The sequence below is a fragment of the Nocardia sp. NPDC060259 genome, assembly GCF_042728775.1.
GTDB lineage: Bacteria > Actinomycetota > Actinomycetes > Mycobacteriales > Mycobacteriaceae > Nocardia.
Genome location: NZ_JBHXAY010000007.1, coordinates 52,041 through 73,736, shown reverse-complemented (window position 1 = coordinate 73,736; position 21,696 = coordinate 52,041). Strand labels below are relative to the sequence as shown.

At 68.8% G+C, this 21,696-nt stretch carries 20 protein-coding genes; 5 read left to right on the top strand and 15 right to left on the bottom strand.

Features of this window, described 5'->3' with window-relative positions; genetic code table 11:
• The first annotated feature begins 154 nt into the window (after positions 1-154).
• Positions 155-721, top strand: coding sequence for a choice-of-anchor K domain-containing protein (locus ACFWF2_RS05425; protein WP_379304860.1), 567 nt, complete (start codon positions 155-157; stop codon positions 719-721).
• Between the two features lie 157 nt (positions 722-878).
• Positions 879-2,114 carry a hypothetical protein gene (locus ACFWF2_RS05420; RefSeq protein WP_379304968.1) on the top strand — a complete coding sequence of 412 codons (1,236 nt, stop codon included), beginning with the start codon at positions 879-881 and terminating at the stop codon, positions 2,112-2,114.
• Between the two features lie 41 nt (positions 2,115-2,155).
• Here ACFWF2_RS05420 and ACFWF2_RS05415 read toward each other — a convergent pair whose 3' ends face one another.
• Both ACFWF2_RS05415 and ACFWF2_RS05410 read right to left on the bottom strand, forming a co-directional pair.
• Positions 2,156-2,605, bottom strand: a complete 450-nt coding sequence (locus ACFWF2_RS05415) for a cupin domain-containing protein (RefSeq protein ID WP_379304858.1) — start codon at positions 2,603-2,605, stop codon at positions 2,156-2,158.
• A gap of 46 nt (positions 2,606-2,651) precedes the next feature.
• Entirely contained in the window at positions 2,652-3,878 is a 1,227-nt protein-coding gene (locus tag ACFWF2_RS05410) for an acyl-CoA dehydrogenase family protein (protein ID WP_379304856.1), read from the bottom strand.
• A 176-nt stretch (positions 3,879-4,054) separates the two neighbouring features.
• Here ACFWF2_RS05410 and ACFWF2_RS05405 point away from each other — a divergent pair, with 176 nt between their 5' ends.
• The gene (locus ACFWF2_RS05405; RefSeq protein ID WP_379304854.1) at positions 4,055-4,642 is read left to right on the top strand and encodes a carboxymuconolactone decarboxylase family protein; all 588 of its coding nucleotides are present in this window, start codon (positions 4,055-4,057) and stop codon (positions 4,640-4,642) included.
• A gap of 15 nt (positions 4,643-4,657) precedes the next feature.
• On the opposite strand, the gene ACFWF2_RS05400 is transcribed toward ACFWF2_RS05405, so the two are convergent.
• The 4 genes from ACFWF2_RS05400 to ACFWF2_RS05385 form a co-directional block, all read right to left on the bottom strand.
• On the bottom strand, positions 4,658-5,242 hold the full coding sequence (locus tag ACFWF2_RS05400) for a TetR/AcrR family transcriptional regulator (RefSeq protein WP_379304852.1): 585 nt from the start codon (positions 5,240-5,242) through the stop codon (positions 4,658-4,660).
• The gene (locus ACFWF2_RS05395) at positions 5,239-6,477 is read right to left on the bottom strand and encodes a cytochrome P450 (RefSeq protein WP_379304850.1); all 1,239 of its coding nucleotides are present in this window, start codon (positions 6,475-6,477) and stop codon (positions 5,239-5,241) included. Before ACFWF2_RS05395 ends, ACFWF2_RS05400 begins: the two co-directional genes overlap by 4 nt.
• Before the next feature lie 179 nt (positions 6,478-6,656).
• On the bottom strand, positions 6,657-7,274 hold the full coding sequence (locus tag ACFWF2_RS05390) for a nucleotidyltransferase family protein (protein WP_379304848.1): 618 nt from the start codon (positions 7,272-7,274) through the stop codon (positions 6,657-6,659).
• A 38-nt stretch (positions 7,275-7,312) separates the two neighbouring features.
• Positions 7,313-8,902 carry an MFS transporter gene (locus tag ACFWF2_RS05385; protein WP_379304846.1) on the bottom strand — a complete coding sequence of 530 codons (1,590 nt, stop codon included), beginning with the start codon at positions 8,900-8,902 and terminating at the stop codon, positions 7,313-7,315.
• Positions 8,903-9,345: 443 nt separating this feature from the next.
• Here ACFWF2_RS05385 and ACFWF2_RS05380 point away from each other — a divergent pair, with 443 nt between their 5' ends.
• Both ACFWF2_RS05380 and ACFWF2_RS05375 read left to right on the top strand, forming a co-directional pair.
• The gene (locus tag ACFWF2_RS05380) at positions 9,346-10,239 is read left to right on the top strand and encodes a TfoX/Sxy family DNA transformation protein (RefSeq protein ID WP_379304844.1); all 894 of its coding nucleotides are present in this window, start codon (positions 9,346-9,348) and stop codon (positions 10,237-10,239) included.
• A gap of 131 nt (positions 10,240-10,370) precedes the next feature.
• Positions 10,371-11,021, top strand: coding sequence for a hypothetical protein (locus ACFWF2_RS05375; RefSeq protein WP_379304842.1), 651 nt, complete (start codon positions 10,371-10,373; stop codon positions 11,019-11,021).
• Positions 11,022-11,132: 111 nt separating this feature from the next.
• Here ACFWF2_RS05375 and ACFWF2_RS05370 read toward each other — a convergent pair whose 3' ends face one another.
• From ACFWF2_RS05370 to ACFWF2_RS05330, 9 genes are all read right to left on the bottom strand, one after another.
• Positions 11,133-12,083, bottom strand: a complete 951-nt coding sequence (locus tag ACFWF2_RS05370; RefSeq protein ID WP_379304840.1) for an exopolyphosphatase — start codon at positions 12,081-12,083, stop codon at positions 11,133-11,135.
• A 64-nt stretch (positions 12,084-12,147) separates the two neighbouring features.
• Entirely contained in the window at positions 12,148-12,669 is a 522-nt protein-coding gene (locus ACFWF2_RS05365) for a DUF501 domain-containing protein (protein WP_378854842.1), read from the bottom strand.
• The gene (locus ACFWF2_RS05360) at positions 12,666-13,259 is read right to left on the bottom strand and encodes a septum formation initiator family protein (protein ID WP_379304838.1); all 594 of its coding nucleotides are present in this window, start codon (positions 13,257-13,259) and stop codon (positions 12,666-12,668) included. The genes ACFWF2_RS05365 and ACFWF2_RS05360 overlap by 4 nt, the downstream gene beginning before the upstream one ends.
• 46 nt (positions 13,260-13,305) lie before the next feature.
• A complete protein-coding gene (eno, locus tag ACFWF2_RS05355) occupies positions 13,306-14,592 on the bottom strand; it encodes a phosphopyruvate hydratase (protein ID WP_378854841.1) in 1,287 nt (428 codons plus the stop codon).
• 114 nt (positions 14,593-14,706) lie between these two features.
• Positions 14,707-15,384: a lytic transglycosylase domain-containing protein gene (locus ACFWF2_RS05350; RefSeq protein ID WP_379304966.1), complete on the bottom strand. Its 678-nt coding sequence runs from the start codon at positions 15,382-15,384 to the stop codon at positions 14,707-14,709.
• A 91-nt stretch (positions 15,385-15,475) separates the two neighbouring features.
• Positions 15,476-16,588 carry a hypothetical protein gene (locus ACFWF2_RS05345; RefSeq protein ID WP_379304836.1) on the bottom strand — a complete coding sequence of 371 codons (1,113 nt, stop codon included), beginning with the start codon at positions 16,586-16,588 and terminating at the stop codon, positions 15,476-15,478.
• 111 nt (positions 16,589-16,699) lie between these two features.
• On the bottom strand, positions 16,700-19,153 hold the full coding sequence (locus ACFWF2_RS05340; protein WP_379304834.1) for an ATP-binding cassette domain-containing protein: 2,454 nt from the start codon (positions 19,151-19,153) through the stop codon (positions 16,700-16,702).
• Positions 19,150-20,088: an ABC transporter permease gene (locus tag ACFWF2_RS05335; protein WP_379304832.1), complete on the bottom strand. Its 939-nt coding sequence runs from the start codon at positions 20,086-20,088 to the stop codon at positions 19,150-19,152. The genes ACFWF2_RS05340 and ACFWF2_RS05335 overlap by 4 nt, the downstream gene beginning before the upstream one ends.
• Complete coding sequence (locus ACFWF2_RS05330; protein ID WP_379304831.1) at positions 20,085-21,596, bottom strand: ABC transporter substrate-binding protein; 1,512 nt, start codon at positions 21,594-21,596, stop codon at positions 20,085-20,087. The genes ACFWF2_RS05335 and ACFWF2_RS05330 overlap by 4 nt, the downstream gene beginning before the upstream one ends.
• Between the last annotated feature and the right edge of the window lie 100 nt (positions 21,597-21,696).

The following is a 21,696-nucleotide window of genomic DNA, read 5'->3' as shown; positions in this document are numbered from 1 at the left end:
CGGATGCCACGACCGATTAGACGCTTCGCGTCCTCTGCGGCGTGTTTTCCTCTGTTGCACAAGCGATTTCGTCGACAGACTGCGAGACAGAAGGGATGATCGATACGCGGATCGACAGGTCGTCGACGCGCACACAGCAAGGGGGCTAGCTGTTATGGGGAAGGTCGATACCAAGGGCGTGTGGACGCGCGTCAGTGTGGACGAATCGCAGTTTCAGGGTCTGCGGGAACCCGGCACCGCATCGAGCAGCGGTGTCAGGGTCGGCATCAGATGGGGCACCGGCGGGGACGGCGAGCCGAGCGGCTACGACTTCACCGGCCTCACCGGCGTCGATGCGCGCCTCGACGGCAAGAACTTCAACCTGGGCATCTTCACCCACTACAACCACCGAGTCGTGGTGCAGCACAGTCAGTTCTGGGTGTATTTGCGGGTGACGGTGGACTTCCTGGACGAAGGGTTCGACCACACGTTCATCCTGCGTTTCCGCCACGACGAGACACCCAACGTCCCCGGGGACGTGGACGATCGGGTCAAGCTGCCGATCGTCGACGAGCACGATATCGTCCGCGTCGACGGTGCCGAGTATCAGGTGACCATCAGCGGTTTCCGGGATCACGGAGGCGAGGGAGAGGTGCAACCGAGCTTCCCCAACCCCGAAGGCTCGATCAAGCGGGTGTGGCTCGTTGCCCGATTCGAGCCGATTGTCGAGCCTGGTTCCTGAACCTCGGCACATCGTCGAATCTGCGCAGTCCGGGTTCGAGTCCCAGCGGGGCACTGTCCGCTAAGGTGTCCCGACGGCCGGGCAGATCTTCGGGCTCGGCCGCGGTGACCTGTACGCGTGGATTCTTCGACAGCTCGAAGGGATCGGCATGCATTCGGTGGTGGCCTTGATCGTCCGCATGGGTTGTGTGCTGGCCATGGTCTCGGGTGCGGTGGGGTTCGCCGCGCCCGCGTCCGCGGATCAACCCGACTCGCCGCTGTGCGCGTGGCGGTTCATGTCCAACAGCACCATGCTGAATGTGGCGTTCCCCGACGCCAACTCGACGTACTGGCTGATGCCCTACGCGCTGGGGCCTGGCGATTCGATCGAGTTGTCCGGTTCCTATCCGGCCGCCCGGTATTTCTCGCTGAACACCTACGGGACCGACCTCGACACGGTGGACACGTTGCGCGACAACCAGATCGTCGCCGACCCGGGTAGCGCCAACCCGTACATCGATGCCGCCGCCGCATCGCTGCCCGCGTCGCAACAGCGCTGGCACGCGAGGTTGGTCAACGGACCGGCCGATCACAGCCGCAACGAGCTCCAGGCCGTGGCGAGTGGGCAGAGCACGCCGATCGGGTTCGCCATCGTCCGCGTCTATGTTCCCGACGACCCTGCCTCGCTCACCGGCGGCGTCGCGCTGCCGGAGGTGAAGCTCTCGGTCGCGGGCGCCGAGGTGCCGAGCCAGCCGTGCGCGCAGCCCTTCAACCCGGCCGACTACACCGGTCCGGTCGCCGATGTCGCCAAGGACGCCTTCGATCGGGCGATCGCCGCTGCGGCGTCGGGCGCGTTCCCCGGCAACAGGCCGGAGGCTACGTTCGGAAACCCGGCGAGCACCGCCGGGCTGTTCCCGAACGGCGACAACAAATACATCGGAACGCGCATCAGCTATCAGCCGGGGCGGCTGCTGGTGGTGCGCGGCAAGGCGCCGATCTTCCCGGATACCCGGGCGGGGCAATCGCCTACCGATCCGAGCCAGCAGGTGCGGTATTGGTCGATGTGTCAGAACGACCTACTCTCGCCCTATCCCGTTGTCGCCTGCGCGGCCGACTTCCAGACCGCGCTCGACGAGTCCGGCTACTACACCTATGTGGTAGCCGCGCCCGCGGACCTGCCTGCGAACCTCGACCCGGACGTGACGGTGATCCCCTGGGGCAGCACCGACGTGGACAAGGTGCTGTTCCTGCGGAACATGACCCCGAGCGCGGAGTTCTATCCGTATTCGGTCCAGGCGTCCCAGGACTCCGGCAGCGACCCGGCCACCACGATGGGCCCGTATTACCCGAAGGCCGCCTATTGCAGCGCCGAAACTCTCGCCGCAGGCGGCGCCGGAGCGTGCCTCGGCGCCTGAGCCGCCCGAACCGTTCGGGTCGCACAGGTGGCGTGATGCGGCTACGGACAGTCCGGGGCCGGGGCGTCGACGAAGAGCGGTTCGTTCGCGCGGTTGACGTACGCGACATACAGTTCGGCAGGCTCGGTGCCGAGGTTGTTTCCGGTATGTACGTGGTCCGGGCCGACGGTCTCGGACAGACCCTGGCCCGCGGCGTACGTCGTCGGCACGCAGTCCGCCTCGTAGCGCGTCACCTGGCCCGCGGTCACGACAGCGAAGACATTGCTGTCGTGGTAATGCCAGCCGAGTGACCCCCCGGGCGCGATGGTGATGCGCCGGAAGGTGACCTTACTCGGCAACCAGGTAAAGGGGCTGAATCCGCTCGCATCGACCTGCGCCAGCGGCTCGACGGTCACGCCGGAGGACGGCGTGGCCGAAGCCGAGGGCGCCAGGGCGACGACCACGACGGCGACCACGACGGCGCCGGCGATGGCATCCCGGTGGATTCGCATCTTCCGAGTATACGAGCGGACTACCAGCCCGAACCGCCGAAAATGACTACCCGGCGATCAGCCCCTTGGCGATATGCGTGACCTGGATTTCGTTGCTGCCCGCGTAGATCATCAGGGACTTGGCGTCGCGGGCGAGTTGTTCGACCTTGTACTCGGCCATATAGCCGTTGCCGCCGAACAGCTGGACGGCTTCCATCGCCACCTCGGTGGCGGCACGGGAGGAGTAGAGCTTCATGGCCGAGGCCTCGGCGAGGGTCACCTTGTCGCCGGCGGCGGTGCGCTCGATGGCGTTGAAGACCATGTTCTGCACGTTGATCCGGGCGATCTCCATCTCGGCCAGCTTGAGCTGGATGAGCTGGAACTGCGCGATCTCCTTGCCCCACAGCTTGCGCGACTTGGCGTAATCGATGCACAGGCGGTGGCATTCGTTGATGATGCCGAGCGCCAGCGAGGCGATGCCGATGCGCTCGGCCGCGAAAGACTCCTTGGCACTGTCTTTTCCGTCGCCCTTGGCCGGGTTCTCGGTTTCGCCGAGCAGCCGGTCGGGGGTGATGCGGACGTTCTCGAAGAACAGTTCGCCGGTGGGCGAGGAGTTCATGCCCATCTTCTTGAACGCGGGGCTCTGGACGAAACCGGGCATGCCCTTGTCCAGCACGAACGTCAGCACCTTGCGGTCGCGGCGGTCGGTGCCGTCTTCCTCGTCCAGCTTGGCGTAGACGACGGTGACGTCGGCATACGGACCGTTGGTGATGAACGTCTTGCGGCCGTTGAGGATGTAGTCCTCGCCGTCGCGACGGACGTAGGACTTCATGCCGCCGAACGCGTCCGACCCCGAATCGGGTTCGGTGATGGCCCAGGCACCGACCTTCGCCATGGTGACCAGTTCGGGCAGCCAGCGCTTCTTCTGCGCGAGGGTGCCGCGGCTGCGGATGGTGCCCGCGGTGAGGCCGAGGCTCACGCCCATCGAGGCAACCAGGCCCAGGCTGACGCCGGCGAGCTCACTGTTGAGGATGACGCCCATGCTGCCCGCACCGCTGAACCCGCCACCCGACTTGCCCGACCCGGTGGTGCCCGCTTCTTCGCGAGCGATGGCCTTGTCGAGCCCTTCCCGCGCCATCTCGTCCAGGCCGAAGGTGGCGTAGAGCTTGCGGATGATGTCGAACGGCGGCAGCGCGCCGCTCTCCAGCTGGTCGACGTGCGGGGTGACCTCCTTGGCGATGAAGCCGCGCACAGCGTCGCGGAACATCAGGTCTTCGTCGGACCACTGGTACATATCTGGACTCCCGAGGGATCGCCGGAACTTTGCCTCAAATATAGAACACGTTCTAGTTGGCCGGGTCGGGCCCCGGCCTTCGCCGAGGAAAGGCGACGCGGTTCACCCTGGGGTTCGGCGACCTACCGGCGTAGGTTCGTAGATGAGCGAATCGTCGACACGAAGGGGTGTTATCGATGCGGGTTGTCAAGCGAATCAGGGGATACGCCAAGGTCATTGGGCAAGCCCGACGCAATCGCGGCGATCTTGCCGGATGGCTCGGGCGGCGGCCGCAGATCGGGGTCGCGACCATGACTTATGAGACAGCGTTGTTGTTCAGCAACAAGCTCGATCCCCGGCTCAAAGAGCTTGCCGAGCTCAAGACGGCGGGGCTGGTGGCGTGTCAGTTCTGTCTCGACATCGGATCGGCGATGGCGCATACCAGCGGACTGACCCGGCAGCAGATCACCGACCTGCACCGGTACCGGACCAGCGAGGCCTATACCGAGCTGGAGAAGCTGGTGATCGCGTTCGCCGAGGCGATGACGACGACTCCGGCGGTCGAGATCGACGAGTTGCGCGACACCCTGCTCACCCACCTGTCGAAGGCCCAGCTGACCGAGCTGGCCGCGACCATCGCCTGGGAGAACCAGCGGGCCCGGCTCAACCAAGGCCTGGGTGTGCAGCCGACCGGAATGTCCGACGGGATGGTGTGCGCGATGCCGGAGCCACGCGCATTCTCCGGCGCCGAGCACATCGGTGGGCAGACGCGACCCGGATCCTGACGCTCGACCGATCGATCAGCGGTCCGCCCAGGTGGGGGCGGTGCGCGTGATGATCGGCGCGACGAATTCCCGGAGCATGGCGCGTTCGTCGGCGTCGTCGCGGCCGGGGGTGGCCAGGAACGAGACGATGACGCGGGTCAGCCAGCGGGCCAGGCGGCTGCGTTCGGGGTCGCTGAGGTCGGTGTCAGCGAACATGGCGGCGGCGAGGGACTCGATGACGTCGGAGTCCTGGCTGATGCGGCCCGCCGTGCCCGAATCGCCGGGGCGGAACCAGGCGATGAGCAGCGGGTCGGCGCGGACCGCCGCGATGGCGCCGAGCATCGCGGCGATGATGCGCTCGCCGGGGTCGGCGATGTCGCGGACCTGTTCGGCGAGGTCGGCGACGATGCGACGGGTCTCGCGGTGCACGAAGGCGATGCGCACGGCGTGGCGGTTGTCGAAGTAGCGGTACAGGGTCGCCCTGGAGCACCCGGCCGCGGCGGCGATATCGCGCATCCCCACCGCGGCCACCCCGTGTTCGGCGAACAGTTCGGCGGCCGCGTCGAGGATGCGCTCGGCGGCCAGATCGGCCCGGTCGGTGGCCAGCCAGTCGCCACTCACGCGCCCACCGCCTGGAACGGCACGGAGACGGGCCAGCGCACGTAGTTGCCCTGCGACCACCGCACCGCATCGAGGTCGACGGTGAAGTCGGGGCAGCGGGCGAGCAGTTCCTCGAGTGCGACGCGCGCCTGCATGCGGGCGGCGGCAGCGCCGAGGCAGTGGTGATGGCCGTGGCTGAAGGTGAGAATGCGCTTGGGGTTGCGCCGGATGTCGAGTTCGCTCGCGGTAGGGCCGAACTCACGCTCGTCCCGGTTCGCCGAGCCGTAGAGCAGCAGCACGCGCCTGCCTGCGGGGATCGTCGTGTCGTGCAGTTCGACATCGCGGGTGGCGGTGCGGGCCAGACCCTGCACCGGCGAGGTCATGCGAAGGAACTCTTCGATGGAGTCGGGAATGAGCGACGGGTCATCGATGAGCAGCCCGCGCTGGCCGGGATTGGCGGTGAGGAGCTGGACCGCGCCGCCCAGATTGCCGGTGGTGGTGTCGTTGCCGCCGGTGATCATCGTGAACGCGAAGCCGAGGATCGCGATCAGGCCCTCGTTGTCGCCGTCTTCACCGAGACCGGAGGCCAGCAGGTGCGAGATGGTGTCGTCGCCCGGTTCGACGCGGCGGCGGGCGATCAGCTCGGTGAAGTAGCCGACCAGCTCGCCGACCGCGGTGAAGGCGTTCTGGTCGCCGGCGGCCAGGCCCGCGCCCGCGACCGCGCCGCCGACGATGTTCTCGGTCCACTCGTCGAACTTGCCGTGATCGCGTTCCGGCACCCCGAGATAGTGGGCGACCACCATCGTCGGCAGCGGCTTGAACAGCTGCTCGACGATGTCGCCCCCGCCCGCTGCGCGCAGCCGCTCGATGCGCTCGACGACGAACCTGCGCACCGCGGGTTCCACCGAATTCACCTGGCGTGGCGTGAATCCCGGTGCCACCCGGCGCCGGAAATCGGTGTGTTCGGGCGGGTCCATGAAGACGAACGGCTTGACCGCGCCGAAGCCGGCTGCCGCCAGGTCGACATAGTCCACGGTCAGCCCCGATGCGGAGGAGAAGGTCTCAGGATCCCTGGCCGCCGCCCACACATCGGCGTGGCGGGACAGCACGTAGAAATCATCGGCTTCCTGCCCCGCGGGGATCACCCGATGGACCGGATCATGGTCGCGCAGTGCGGAGTACATGGACCAGGGGTCACGCCAGGTTTCCCCGGAGCGAAGCTCAAACCCTACCGCATGAGACGTCGTTGAACTCATGACTCCAATGTAAGACAAATGGCGAGTTATGTCTAACATTGGCCCTCGCGGCGGCGCAGGTTTTCTGTCGGTCGCTCTCGCGCTCCGCGCCCAAGCGGACGGATTGGCTCAGCTGAGCCGCGCCGACGAGGCAGCCGCGCTGCGCGCAGGCCGGCACCGTCGCACCACCCGCCCAGCCGCTACCCGGACGGGTTCGCCGGTGTCGGCCAGGGCAGGACCGTCAACTCGGGCCACTGGCGGACCCAGCGGCTCGCCTTGGCCTCGTAGACGGCGCGCGGCACCAAGACCGGATTGGGGCGCACGATGAGGTTGAATACGTCGGACAGCCCGTGCGGGGCGTAGACGCGCCAACGCCCGCCGGGTTGCTCGAGGCGAATCCCCAGGCAGCACGTGGTCGCGGCGAAGGAGTCGATCGCGTCCTCGGTCGACGTGTGCGCGGGACATGGCGTCCCGAACTTCTCCTCGTACCAGAGATGCACACGCGCCTCGTTGCGGATCTCCACTTCAGCTGGGACGCCGGCGAAAACATGCTTCGCCGACTGGATCACCGCGTCCTCCGCCTCCCAGGACAGATCGGTGGCATCGAAGTAGAACAGGTCGTAGTCCTTGATGCCCTCGCCGGGAGCCCGGCCGGTGACTGTGTTCCACACGGTCTGGAACAGACAACCCGCCGTCAGATACCAGCCGGGCAGTCCCAGCGACGCCGACCGGGACAGCACCTCCGTCAGCACCTCGTTGCGCGAGAGCGCCTCTCGAAAGGCATCGAGTTGTTCGTCGACAGGCAGTTGACCGATCACCGCCTATGCCTACCACCCGCCGTGTCACAGCAGGGAGGTCAGAGCAGCCCGGGTGTGGTGCCCGGTGCGTCGGGTTCGCGCACCATCCGGAACGAATTGAGCAGCCCGAGCAGTCCGGCCAGGATCGGCACGAGCAGCGCCGCTTGCAGCGCGAGTGGCCGTGCGTCGGTGTTGATCCGGACGATCTCCTCGCGGATCGCCGGTGGCTGACCAGCTAGCAGCGACTCGAGTTCGGTATTGCTCATGACCTGCGCGTCGTCCTCGAGGACCTGTGCGACGTGCTCCTGGTCTGCGGGTGGGAGCACCTCGCTCGACTTCGCCATAGCGGTGAAAGTGAGCGATAGCGTGGCCAGCATGACCGCGCCGGCGAACGCCAGCCCGAACGAGAGCCCGAACGACCCGGCGGCGGAGTTGGTGCCCGAGGCTTCGCTGACCCGTTCCTCCGAGATCGGCGCGAGCGTGTAGTTGTTCAGCTGCGAGACGAGCAGGCCCAAGCCCGCGCCGGCGACGACGAGCGGCGGCAGCAGCGCCCACCCGAACTCCGCGCGGGGCACCAGCGGGAGGAGCACCGCGATACCGACGGTGACCAGGACGAAACCCCACCGGATGATCGGCGCCGAACGCCGAGCCCCCGCCTCCTTCCCCGCGAGCAGCGCGACGGCGAACATGCTCAGTGACAACGGAGCCAGCGACAGGCCCGCCTGCATCGCGTTGTACTCGAGCACCATCTGCAGGTAGATCGGCAGCGCGATCATCGTGCCGCCCAACGCGATCTGCTGGAGCATCTGCCCGGTGATTCCGAGCCGGAACGCCTTGGACCGGAACAGGTCCGGATCCATCAGAGTGGGTTCGCCCCGCCGCTTCCTGCGGATCAGCCAGTACGCGAGCCCGATCAACGCCGCCGCACCGGCCACCAGGAAGACCGCGACGGCCTCGCCACCTTCCTGCCACACCAGGATCCCCAGCACAATGCCGCCCATGCCGACGACCGACAGCGCGGCACCGACCACATCGACTCCTCGCGACCCGGTGTAGGGCACGTCGCGAACCAGCCCGATACCGGACAGGACGGCGGCGATGATCACCACCTCGAGCGCGAACCCGACGCGCCACGACAGGTAGGTGGTGACGAAGCCGCCGAGCAGTGGTCCCACGGCGGCGGCGATCGCGGCCGCCGCGCCGACGAGTGCGTACACCTTCTTCTGCGCGGCCCCGTGGAAATTGCCGTGCACCAGGGACTGCATGGCGGGCAACAGCAGGGACGCGCCGATACCACCGACCACGGCCCACAGCACGATCACCGCGGTCAGACTCTGCGCGAAGGTCATCGCGGTCGCCCCGGTCGCGTAGCCGAGCAGGCCGAGCACGTAGGCGCGTCTGCGGCCGATCAGGTCGCCGACTTTGCTGCCGATCAGGATGAAGGCCGCCGACACCAACGCCTCGAGAGCGATCGCGGACTGTACACCGCTGACGGTGGTGTCGAGGTCGCGCACCACCGCCGAGATCGACACGTTCATCAGCGACGTGTCCACGACCAGGACGAACATCGCCATCGCCAGCAGGACCGCCAGCAGCCGTCGGCTACCCGAGAACTGATCAGCTCCCCCGGAAATCGCCCCGTCGACCATGCAGGTACCACCTCGCTCGTCGTGAACCGGCGGCAACCCGGTTCGGGCCATCCCACTGCTGCAACAGAGCGTAGGCCGCTCGAGACCCCGACACCCGCAACCAGCCACCAACCGTTACGACGAGCCCACTACGGCGCCGACAAGCCCGCCCGGGCCGGAAAAGCGATTGCCCGGGTGCTGAGCGATGTGGCCTCCTTGGGTGGATGAGAAGACAGCGGCCGGGGAATGCCCGGGATATCGCAGACGGGTTGAAACTGCATCGGTATACGGTGCGGGGAGTTCGTGGTGTGCGAACGGTGATCGTGCCGCGGCCGGGGACGCGGGCTCGGTTCAGTACGAATCGGTTCCATGACACGTGGCACGTGCTGTCGGACGACCACGGGGCACAGTTGCTGGCCCGGTTGTTGTGGGGGCTTTCGTATCAGGCTCGGCCTGGGACGGTAGTGCTTATCGATCGGGAGTTTCTGCTACCGACGCCGTTCGATGCCGATCCCGCCGATCCCATCGCGCTGGTGCCGGGATGGTTCACCCGGTTCGACGATCAGGCCGCTGCGGCATCGAGCCACCGGGTACGGAGGGGGAATCCGGAGGGGACGGTGCGGTGGCGGTCCTTCGGACTGGACCGAACGCTGGAACCCGGGGCGTTCGACAGCTGGGCGACCCGGCAGCACTATCGACGAACACAGGGCGACATCGCTCGCCGACGCGGAATGCTTGTGCTCACCCCACGGACGCCCGACGACTGCCGCGCGTGGGCGATCGGCGCGGCGCGACTCGATTCCGCGGGCTATGGGTCCGATCACGTATATCTGGACGAATGGAATCGCGGCCACGACGGCGAAATCCAGATCTTTCGCGCATTTCGCCCAATGGTCGGCGTCGCCCGGCAGGCGCGGGCCCGCGTCCTCGCCCGCGATGAAATACCGTCGTCTCCGGACGGCTTGCGTGCCGCCGTCTGGAACGAGGCGGAATCCGTTCGGGGCGACGCGCACTTGCGAATTCGCGCATACTACGGATGCGGTGCCGAACTCGGCCACGCCGCCGCGGCGATGCTCGCCCATGCCGATGTGCGTTCGCTGGACGATCTCAGCGAACTCGGCGCCGTCGAAACCTACCGGCGGCTGCGCGCGGCCGAGGTGAAAGGCCTGAACCTGGAGATGCTCTGGGCGCTCGAGGGCGCGCTCACCTATCGCGATCGCCGACTGATCGGGCCGGAGCGGCGCCGGGAGCTGGTCGCCGCGCTCGGGCCTGCGCCTGTACCCGAGCGGATCGCCCTGCGCCGCTACCGCGCTCCGATCCGGCCCGCTGCGAGGGCCTCCGCGACTCGCCCGAGGTGAATAGGGCGGGCAAGGGTATCCATCCAACGTGGCGGGCGGTCCGAATAGGTTGTGTTCATCGACCACGAAATGTCGAATTCACCCGGGGGGTCGAATTCTTCGGGCGAATTCGGAGAGGGAGTTTCTCCGATATGTTCCAGAACTCGAGTTCCAGCGTGGGACGCCGGATGCTCGCTGCCGTGTTGCCGGTAGCGGTGGCTGTCACGTTCGCCGGTGTGGCCTCGGCCGAGGTCGATGCCGATCAGCAGGCGCGCTTCGCCCAGGGCTTGTCCTCGGTGGGTAATGCCGAAGGGATCGGCTACAGCACCGCGGTGACGCCGGACCTGCGCACCGTCACGGCGACCGTCGACGACGGGCGCTTCGTCCTCGGGCCGGACGGCACACTGACGGTCGAATCCGCGGCCGGCAGCCCGATCGCCCAGGTACCGACCAGCTTCGGCACGGTCGGTGGCAACACCATCACCGTGGCCACCGAGATCTCCGCCGACGGGCGCACTCTCGAGGCGACGCCGCAGGTCACCCAGGCCGGGGCCGCCGAACTGAAGACGATCGCCACCAATCCGGCCGCGCAGAACTCCGACCCGGTCCAGAACGCCGCCGCCCTCGGCGCCGGGGTCGGCATGGTGTTCGCCGCGATCGTGTGTGTGCCCGCGATCACCGCCGTCATCCTGTACCTGCCGTGTGTCGGGATGGTCGGCCTGCCCAATGCCCTCATCGGCGCGCTCATCGGCGCGGCGGTCGGCGTCGCGGCACCCCAGATCATCCCGCAGGTGCTCCCCTGATCCTGCACGCCCCGATCGCCGCGCACCGAAGCATCACGGTGCGCGGCGATGTCGTTTCAGGGGTGCGGGACCACCGCCGCACGCAGTGACCTGGCCCGTGGGCCGGGCGGCTCAGCCGACGACAGACATCGCGATGCCGTCGAGGATGTCGTGCTCGCTCACGACGAGTTCGGAGATCCCCGCGCGCTGGGCCAGTTCGTCGGCCAGCACCTCGGTGATGACAGCGCCGCCGCCGATCACGTCGACCCGGCCCGGGTGCATGGGTCCGAGGGCAGCGCGCTGGTCGTGGTCCATGCCGATCAGGCGGTCGCACACCTCGTGCACCTCGGCCAGGCTCAGCCGGGTGAGATGGACTCGGGTGGAGTCGTATTCGGGCAGGTCGAGGGCAACGGCGGTGATCGTGGTCATGGTGCCCGCGACGCCGACCCAGGTGTGCACCTTGTCGACCGGAACCTTGGCGAAGGCCTCGTCCAGCTTGCTCTGCGCGAATTCCCGTGCGGCGTCGACCTGTTCGGCGGTCGGCGGGTTACCGGGCAGACAGCGCTCGGTGACGCGCACGCAGCCGATGTCGGCGGAAAACGCCGCCTGGACGCCGTCACCGTCGCCGACGACCAGTTCGGTGGACCCACCGCCCAGATCGACAACGACGAAAGGCCCTGCGTCAGCGGACAGTTCGCCGACCGCGCCGGCGAAGGACAGTCGCGCTTCTTCGTCGCCGGTGATCACCTCGGCGACGGCGCCGTCGACGACCCTGCCGAGTTCGGCGCGGGTCATCTCGAAGAAGTCGTCCCGGTTGGCGGCATCGCGGGTGGCCGAGGTGGCGACCATCCGGACCCGCGAAACATCCTGCGCGAGCATCAGATCGACGTAGTCGGCCAGCGCGACACGCGTCCGCTCGATCGCCTCCGGCGCGAGCCGGCCGGTGGCGTCGACACCCTGGCCGAGCCGCACGATCCGCATCTCGCGGTGCACATCGGTGAGACCACCGTCGGCGCCGACCTCGGCGATCAGCAGACGGATCGAATTGGTGCCGCAGTCCACCGCGGCGATGCGCTCAGTCATGATGTTCCTCCTGGTCGGCCCGGGCGCCGTGCGAGGTGGTGCAGGCGTCGCGTGCTGTCCGCGATTATGCCGGTTCGCCGGACTCGCGGGCGGCGGGCCAGTCGGCGGGGATCGCGGTACCGCGCAGTCCGGCGTCGGCCGCCAGTGCCACGGCTTCGTCACCGAACGGGTTGACGCCAGGTCCCTTGGCCAGCGAATGCGCGATCAGCACGTGCAGGCACTTGACCCGGTCGGGCATGCCGCCGCCGGTGAAATCGGTGCCGAGCGACTCGATCTCGTCGCGCTCGGCCAGGTAGCTCTCGTGCGCGGCGCGGTAGGCCGCGGCCAGCTCGGGGTCGGCGGCGAGACGTTCGGTCATCTCGCGCATCACCCCGGCCGACTCCTGCCTGCTCGCCTCGGCGGTCAGCCGGGGGTCGGTCAGGTAGTAGAGGGTGGGGAACGGCGTGCCGTCAGGCAGGCGCGGCGCGGTCTTCACCACGGCGGGCAGGCCGTCGGGGGTGCGGTAGGCGACGGCGAGGACACCGCGCGGCTCGCGGCCCAGCTGCTGGGCGATGATCTCGAGGTCGCGCTCGTTCGGTGCGGTCACCTTGGTCCTTCCGGGGCCGGTTCGGAGATGCTGCGCCACAGGTCGGTGTACCAGGGGTCGGGCGCCGCTGTTCGGGTGCTCATCGGCGGCGGCGCCGGTGCTTCGATGCCGGGTATCTGCACGATGTAGGGGGTTTCGCCGGGCATCACCAGGCGCAACCGGTCGCGGGCCTCGGAGCGGATGTAGGCCGGATCCTGCTGCTGGGCCCGGCGGTCACGCAGGACGGCCAGGTCGGCGTCCAGTTCCGCCCGCTGCTGGGCCAGCGCGGCCGCTTCGGCGCGCTGACTGAAGTAGGTGCGGGTCGGCACGGCCAGGGTCAGCGCCAGGCCGCACAGCACGGCAGCGAGGATCACCGCCTTGCCGGTCGAGAGACCGAGGATGGTGTGTTCGCTGCGCTCGAGCTTGCCGCTCGGCTTGCGCTTGCTCGTGGTCGCGCCGGTGGCGGATTCGGGGCGGCGCCGGGTGGTGCGTTTGGCCGCGGCGGGGCGGCCGGGGGCGTCGAGATGACTGGGGCGGGAGCGTGCGGCGCGCGACGTGCGGCGGTCACCGCGTCCACCCGGACTGGTTCCACGCGCACGTCGCTCGGTCATTCGCTACCGCCCCGTCATCTCAACCTGTACTGCGGTACTGCTGATCTCAGAATTCGCCGGTGAAACGCGGGAAGGCCACGTCACCCGCGTAGCGTGCCGAGTCACCGAGGGCATCCTCGATGCGCAGCAGCTGGTTGTACTTGGCGACCCGCTCGGAACGCGCGGGGGCGCCGGTCTTGATCTGACCCGAACCGACGGCGACCGCGAGGTCGGCGATGGTGGTGTCCTCGGTCTCGCCCGAACGGTGCGACATCATGGTCTTGTAGCCGTTGCGGTGCGCGAGCTCGACGGCGTCGAGGGTCTCGGTCAGGGTGCCGATCTGGTTGACCTTCACCAGCAGCGCGTTGGCGGCGCCCTTGGCGATGCCCTCTTCGAGGCGCTCGGGGTTGGTGACGAACAGGTCGTCGCCGACCAGCTGCACCTTGTCGCCGATGGCGTCGGTCAGCGCGACCCAGCCGTCCCAGTCGTCTTCCGACAGCGGGTCCTCGATGGAGACCAGCGGGTACCGGGTGAGCAGGTCGGCGTAGAACTCGCCCATCTCGGCGGCCGTGCGGACCTGGCCCTCGAACTTGTAGCCCTCACCGGGGGTGTAGAACTCGGTGGCGGCGACATCGAGCGCGAGCGCGACATCGGTGCCGAGCTTGTAGCCCGCGCGCTCGATGGCGACGCTGATCAGGTCCAGGGCCTCCACGGTGCCCGCGACGTCGGGGGCGAAGCCACCCTCGTCACCGAGACCGGTGGACAGGCCCTTCTCCTTGAGCACCGACTTCAGCGAGTGGTACACCTCGGTGCCCCAGCGCAGCGCCTCACGGAAGGTGGGGGCGCCGATCGGGGCGACCATGAATTCCTGGACATCGACGCCGGTGTCGGCGTGCGCGCCACCGTTGAGGATGTTCATCATGGGCACGGGCAGCACGTGCGCGTTCGGGCCGCCCAGGTAGCGGAACAGCTCGAGGCCCGAGGACTCGGCCGCGCCGCGCGCCACGGCCAGCGAGACGCCGAGCAGGGCGTTCGCGCCGAGGCGGGACTTGTCGGGGGTGCCGTCCAGATCCAGCAGGACCTGGTCGACGGTGCGCTGCTCGACGGCGTCGAGGCCGATGATGGCGGGCGCGATCTCGTCGAGGACACCCTCGACGGCCTTGGTGACACCCTTGCCGTTGTAGCGGTCGCCACCGTCACGCAGCTCGACGGCCTCGTGCTCGCCGGTGGACGCGCCGGACGGAACGTCCGCCCTGGTCAGGGTGCCGTCGTCGAGGGCGATCTCGACCTCGACAGTGGGATTGCCGCGCGAATCCAGAATCTCGCGCGCTCCGACCTGTTCGATGATGGCCACGAAAACGACTCCTTACGACTGAAGGCACGGTAGGTCTCACGGCTTGGTCCGTGCGGGTGCGAGCCTATCGCCTCGACGTGACGTCGAGTAACCGGCACTCCGGGCCGGAGCCGACTACACGCGGCGGCCGATGCTGTAGGTGGCCGCCCTGTCCCGCACGACCCGCATGTACTTGTTCGACTGGTTGTAGGCGAACAGGGCGCGCTGCCAGCCGTCGGCCGAGGTCAGGTCGCCGCCGCGGATGCACAGATACCGGGCGGCGGTGAGGGCGGCGTCGTCGATGTTCTGCGGGTCGAGCACGCCGTCGCCGTTGGCGTCGACCGCCCAGCGGCGCCAGGTCTCCGGGATGAACTGCAACGGCCCGACCGCGCGGTCGTAGGTGGTGTCACCGTCGAGGCTGCCGCCGTCGGTGTCGCGGATGTCGGCATTGCCCTTGGTGCCGTCGAGGGCGACGCCGATGATCGCAGGGCGCACCGTCCCGTCGGCGTCGACGCCGGCGCCGCGATGGGTGCCGTGTCCGCTCTCCACACTCGCGATCCCGGCCAGCGTGGTCCAGGCGATCCCGCATTCGGGCTTGGACCGCGCGAGCACCGCCGCCGCGTAGCCGTAGGCCTCCAGCGCGACCGGTTCGATGCCGACCGCCCCCGACTGCTCGTCGGCCCAGCCGCGTAACTGCTCGGCCGCGCGACCCGGCGCGTCCACATCGATCGCGGGTAACGCGGCACCCGGACCCGGCGGCATGTCGCCGGGGATCGACGCGAGCGAACTACACCCCGCGAGCAGCGCGGTCATCGCCACGGCGGCGAGGACGCCGACTTTCTGCACAGACACTCAACCCATCATCCAGGTCTGTGGCACCGACGGCACCTCTCACAGCGACTTCTCAGAGTGGGCCGAGGCAGATCGTCGTGCCCTCGCTCATCGATTGCTTGCGCGTCATCCGTGCCTCGCCGGGTGAACATGCCACGCCGTCGGAGTCGTATACCGAGGTCACCTGGCCGTCGGCGGTCGGTGCGGCGCAGTCGACCAGGGTGGGCATGTCACTCGAGGTGGCGAAACCGGTAACGCAGTCACCAGGTTTCGCGTAGCCGAGTTGCGCGGGGCTGACCGGGCCGAGGCAGACGACGACGATCAGATCGGTCTTCTCGTTACTGGTGACCGACACCGAGGTGGTGTTGGTGACGCCGAGGCATTCCGGCTTCGCGGGCGCCACGTACTGGGTCCGCACGGACAGCACCCGCGACGACGCGCCGGCACCGTCGCACGCGACTTTCGCCATCGGCTGCTCGGAGTAGCAGTCGCCGACCTGTGCCGCCGAGGCCGTCGTGGCGAACCCGTTCGGCTTCGTGCACACGACGACGGCGCGGCCGCCGAGCGAGGTCTGCGCGAAGGCCATGCGCGTGTCCTGGTATGCCCTGCAGGCATTGTCGGTGACCGGGACCTTCGTGTGCAGTTCGATCGCGATCACGTCGAGGCTCGCGCGCGAGGTGCCGCACGGCAGCCGTTCGATGGTCTCACCCGCCTTCTTGACATCGATGCAGTCACCGGCGACGAGACCGCCTGGGTCGACCGGGTTGTTCGCGGTCGGGGCAAGACACAGGGCGGTCGTCGCGGCGGTTCCCGGGGCGCTGGGCTCGGCAACAGCGCGGGTGGCATCGGGGTACTTCAGGCAGGCCAGCTCGAGCGGCCACTGGATCGGCTCCCTGCCGACGATCTTGTACATGGCAGTCGGTGCGGTGCAACCGTATTCGATCGGCTGCGGGCTGTTGCTCACGCAGTCGCCCACCGCCATCGTCGGCGGTTCGGGGCGGGTGAGCGCGTAGACGGTCACCCCGCCCGCCACCGCGACGATCGTCGCCAGGGCGACGAGGAGCCAAGGGAGGAGGCGCTTGCGGGCCGACCGGGTGGGTTCTGTCAGCGGTTCAGGAGGCACCGGAGTCGGGAACTCGACCGGCCTCCACTGGGCGGCAGGCTGCTGCGGTGACGGGTGCGCCATCGGGGTAGATCTCCTGAAAACAGTGGGGGGACAACCCGATGACATCGGGGGTGTCGCGCCATCCGTTACGGATATCCGTAGAGGAGGTTTCCCGGGTCTCCGGCCGGGTCGTCAGCCCATCAGATCCGCTGTCGCCTGATGAGTCGGCGCGGCGAGAACCATTGCCGGACAGCCTGATTCGACTACGCGACCGTGATCCAGCACGAGGAGCTGGGTGCAGTGCCTGGTGACCAGGGCCATGTCGTGGCTGATCAGCAGGACGGTGGTGCCGCGGTCGTTGCGGAGGTGGTCGAGCAGGGTCATGATCGCGGCGGCGGTGCCGGTGTCGAGGGCAGTGGTGATCTCGTCGCAGATCAGGACGGCGGGGTCGGCGGCGAGGGCTCTGGCCAGGGCGACGCGCTGGCGTTGGCCGCCGGACAGTTCGCGGGGATGGCGGGTCGCGAGGTCGGCGGGGAGTTCGACCGCGGTGAGCAGGGATTCGACGTGCGCCCGCACGTCGGTCTTCGGTACCCGGGCGATGCGGCGGAGCGGGCGCGCGAGGGTCTGCTCGACGGTGCGGCGGGGATTCAGTGCCGCGAGAGGGTTCTGGGTGACCAGCTGGATGCCGTTGACACCGGCCGTGATTCGGCGCCGACGGCCGATCGGGATACGAGCGCCCCGCAAGTCGAGCGAACCAGAGGCGGTGTTGTGCAGACCCGCGATCACCCGCGCAAGGGTCGTCTTCCCCGCGCCGGACGGGCCGACCACGGCCAGCGCTTCACCCGCGCGCACCGTGAAATCGATGTCGACAAGGATCTCGTGGCCGTCGGCGACCGCGCTGATCCCGTTGACGCGCAAGGCAGTCGCGCCGTCGGCTCCGTTCCCCCGCGACACCGTCACACTGTCGGGACCGGCAGCTCCATCCACGCCGCCAACGCCGACCTTGTCGAATCGACCTGGGGTCGAATCCTTGCCTGTGGACGGGAGAGCGGTCTCCGGCCCGGCGGCCCCCGCCTCGTCGATGACCGGCATACCGCCGGGCGGGTGGACCTCGACCACCGTGTCCGCGATGGCATGGACCGTGGTGGTGTCGTGACCGGAGAGGAGGACCGCGGTCGACTCGCGGACGGCGAGGTCGGCGATGAGGCGGGCGATGTCGGTGCGCAGGGCGCCGTGCAGGCCCGCGAGCGGCTCGTCGAGGACGAGTACCTCGGGGCGGCGGAGGAAGGCGCGGGCGAGGGCGACGCGGCGTTGCTGGCCGCCGGAGAGGCGGCCGCAGCGGCGGCGCAGGTGGGTGGCGTCGAGGCCGACCAGTTCGAGGGTGGCGCGGCGGTCGGCGGCGGAGGCGGCCGGCGCGGCTTCGGCGAGCAGCGCGCGCACCCGGAGCAGCGGATTCAGTTCGGAGCCGGGGTCCTGGCCGACGTAGGCGATCCGGGTGCGCCGGAAGGTCCGCAGCGCGCCGGAATCCAGCGCGAACACCTCGTGCCCCGCGACCAGCACCGCGCCTTCATATCTGGCGCCTGCGGGAAGATGGCCGAGCAGCGCCCGCATCGCGGTCGACTTACCCGCACCCGACGGACCGGTCAGCGCTGTGACCGTGCCTGCCTTCAACCGGAAGGACAGCGGCGCCAACAGCACCGCACCGGATTCGGCGACCACGGTCAACCCATCGACGACGGCGGCGTCGCCGGCATCGACCACCGATATCCCACCGCCAGCCGTCACCTGGTCCGACGCGAGGGGATCAGTGCTCGTCTGATCGATAGTCCTGCCGGTGGATTCACCCACCGTGGGCCTGCTCTTCGCGACACCACCGGTGACCACCAGGTTCACCCCGACCGCGACGATCGCGATAGCCGCGCTCGGAGCCAGCACCGCCCACGGGTTGAGCAGTAGGCCGGAGGCATTGTCGCGCACCATATTCGCCCAATTGTTGTCATCGAGAGCGGGCACGCCGAGGAAGGAGACGGTACTGACGAGGTAGACGGCGACGACGAACCGCAGGCCTAGCTGGGTGGTGAAGACCGACCGCAGGTTCGGCAGAATCTCCCGGAAGACCACATGGGACAGGGACTCTCCGCTGGCGATCGCCGCTTCGACATAGCCGCTGGTCGCGATGCTCGACGCGGCGGCCGCGAAGATCCTGGCGCAATAGGGCACACCGAACAGCAGCGACACCGTGATCAGCGCGAACACCCCGCCCTGCGGCCATGCGGTGAGGACAAGCAGGATGCCGAGCACCGCGGGCAACAGGATCACCAGATCGCCACCGAGTTCGATCACCGAACCCGCACGCGGGCGGACCGCCGCCACCGCACCGAGCACCGCCGACAACACGGTCACCGCCACCGCGATCACCGCCGACACCACCAGCAGCTGGGTACCGCCGGCGAGCAGATGACTCAGCACATCCCGGCCGAGCCGATCGGTCCCGAGCACCGCTCCCCCACCGGGCGGCCCGAACGGCATCCCGACCGCCCGCTCGGCGGGATAGGGCGCGAGTAACGGCCCCACCACCGCGACGAGCGCGACCAGCCCCACCCCAGCCGCCGCCGACCACCGCCACCACCACGCCCGGGCGTTCATCGCGCACCTCCCGATGCCCAGTTCCGGACGAAGTCGGCCGCCGCGAGCAGGGCCATGATGAGGATGGCGGTGAGTGCGACGACCGCGGCGACCGTCGCGGTGTCGCGGTCGGCGACCGATCCGGCCAGCACCGCACCGACTCCCGGGTAGTTGAACAGGGTTTCCACGACCAGCGCGCCGCCGAAGAGCATGCCGACGGAGGTGGCGTAGCCGGCGACGATGGTCGGCGCGGCGAAGGGCAGCATGTGCCGCACCAAGACGGTGCGGGCCGGAAGTCCCTCCAGCACTGCACTCTCTACGTGCGGCGCGGTGGCCACATCGTGCAGTGCCGAGCGCACCACCCGAGCGTTCCAGCCGATCTGCGGTATCGCCAGGGCGAGCACCGGCAGGATCAGCATCTCCGGGCCCGCGGGGAAACCGGAGCGGTCGGTGATGGTGACCGCGGGCAGCAAACCCGTGGCCAACGAGAACACCAGGATCAGGAGTGTCCCGCAGACGAATTCGGGAACCGCGACCGCGACCGTGCTGGCCGGCTGCAGGAAGCGCGCGCCAAGGGCGGTCGGCCGCACCGCCCACCAGCAGCCGAGCACGAGCGAGGTCGCGACGGTGAGCAGTAGCGCGATCCCGCCGAGCAGCAAGGTCTGCGGAAACTTGTCGGCGAGCAGCGCACCGATCGAGTTGCCGCGCGCGGTCTGCCCGAAGTCACCGGTCAGCACGCCGGAGAGCCAGTGCCAGAACTGCACCGGCACTGCGCGGTCGAGGCCGAGCTCGTGTTCCTTCGCGGCGAGCTCGGCCTGTCCGGCATCCCTGCCCAGCGCCGAGCGGGCCGCGCTGCCGGGCAGCAGGTCCACCGCCACGAAGACGATGGCCAGCAAGGCCAGCAGCAGCGCGATCCGCCGAAGCAGTGGCAGGGCGAAGGTTTTCACGGCGATCACGCCAGCCAGGCACGTTCCAGCTGGACGCGGGCGAAGCCGCCGAGGGTCGGCAGACCTCGCACCGGCGCGGCGGCGATGTCGATGCCGTCGGCCATGCCCCACACCAGATAACCGCCACGCTCGAACTCGATGCGCTGGATGTCGCGGACCGCCTTGGCGTAATCGTCACCAGAGGCGGCGAGCGCCTTGGCGGTGGCCGCGTCGAACTCCGGGTCACGGAAGGCGGTTTCGTTGCGGTTGGTACCCGAGGTCATCAGCTTGTCGGCGAAGAAGAGCACCGAATCGTTGGTACCCCACGACACCGTGTAGAGCGGTGCGTTCAGCCAGGTCTGGTCGTAGAAGGACGTGGGTTCGACCGCCTGTACATCCAAGCGGACGCCGATCTCGGCGAGCTGGGTGGCGATCACCTTCGCCGATTCCACCTCGCCGGGCACCTCGGCCTTCGTCACGAACGGATAGCTGCGGCCGGTATCGAAATTCGCCTCGCGCAGCAGGGTTTTGGCGCGCTCGATGTCGCGGTCACGACGCGCGAGCGCGGTGTCGTAGCGCGGGTCGGCGGTGCCGAGGATGTCGGCGGCGGTGGTGCCGTAGCCGGAGTGCACCTGGTTGACCAGCGCGGTCCGGTCGACGCCGAGACGCAGCGCGGTGCGCACCCGCGCGTCGGCGAACGGGCCGTCGGCGACGCGCATCGCCACGCCGAGCATGGTGTCGTTCGCGCGCCGGACCACCTGCAGGTCGCCACGGCCCGTCGCGGTGCGTCCGGCGATCGCGCCGACATTGGAGGCGAGGTCGATCTGGCCGCCGAGCGCGGCATTGCCGAGCGCGGTGACGCTGTCGAACATGGTCACCTCGATCGCGTCGAGCAGCGGCGGGGTGCCGTGCCATTGCTCGTTGCGGACCAGCCTGGCATTGCCGCCCTGATAGGACTCGAGCCGGAAGGGGCCGGTGCCGATCGCGGCGGCGAAGTCGGTGGTGCCCTGCGGAACGGTGAAGGTCATGAGCCGAAGCAGCAGTGGCAGTTGGGTATTGGGCGCGGACAGGGTGAACACGACGCGGTTCGGGCCGTCGGCGGCGATATCGCTCTCGGCCACCGGCATCTTCGACGCGCCGCCGACCGAGCGCAGGCGGCGCATCGACCACACCACGTCCTCGGCGGTGACCGGTGCGCCGTTGTGGAACTTCGCGCCGTCGGCGATGGTGAATGTCCAGCGGCGGTTGTCGGCGGAGGGCTCCCAGCGCGAGGCCAGTCGCGGCGCGACGGTCGGGTCGGCGCCGGGGACGGTGAGCGCGTCGTAGACGAGCGAGGCGATCAGGAAGTCGCTGTCGTTGCTGAGATTGGCGTGCGGATCGCGCTCGATCCGGGCGGTGGTGCCGAGCGCGCCGACGCGCAGCGTGCCGCCCTTCTTCGCGGGCCCGTCGGCCCCCTCGTCGCTCGTGCACGCGGCCGCCAGCAGTAGTGCGGTGACGCCGAGCCCGGATTGCAGGAGTTGCCTGCGTGTGAAACCCATCGTGTTGCCTCCCTCTAACCGCGTGCGCCGCACCACTTTTCCTGGCGTCGCAAACTAGGCGAGGCTAGCCTAAAGTGCGGGCCGAGTGGTGGGGATCCTC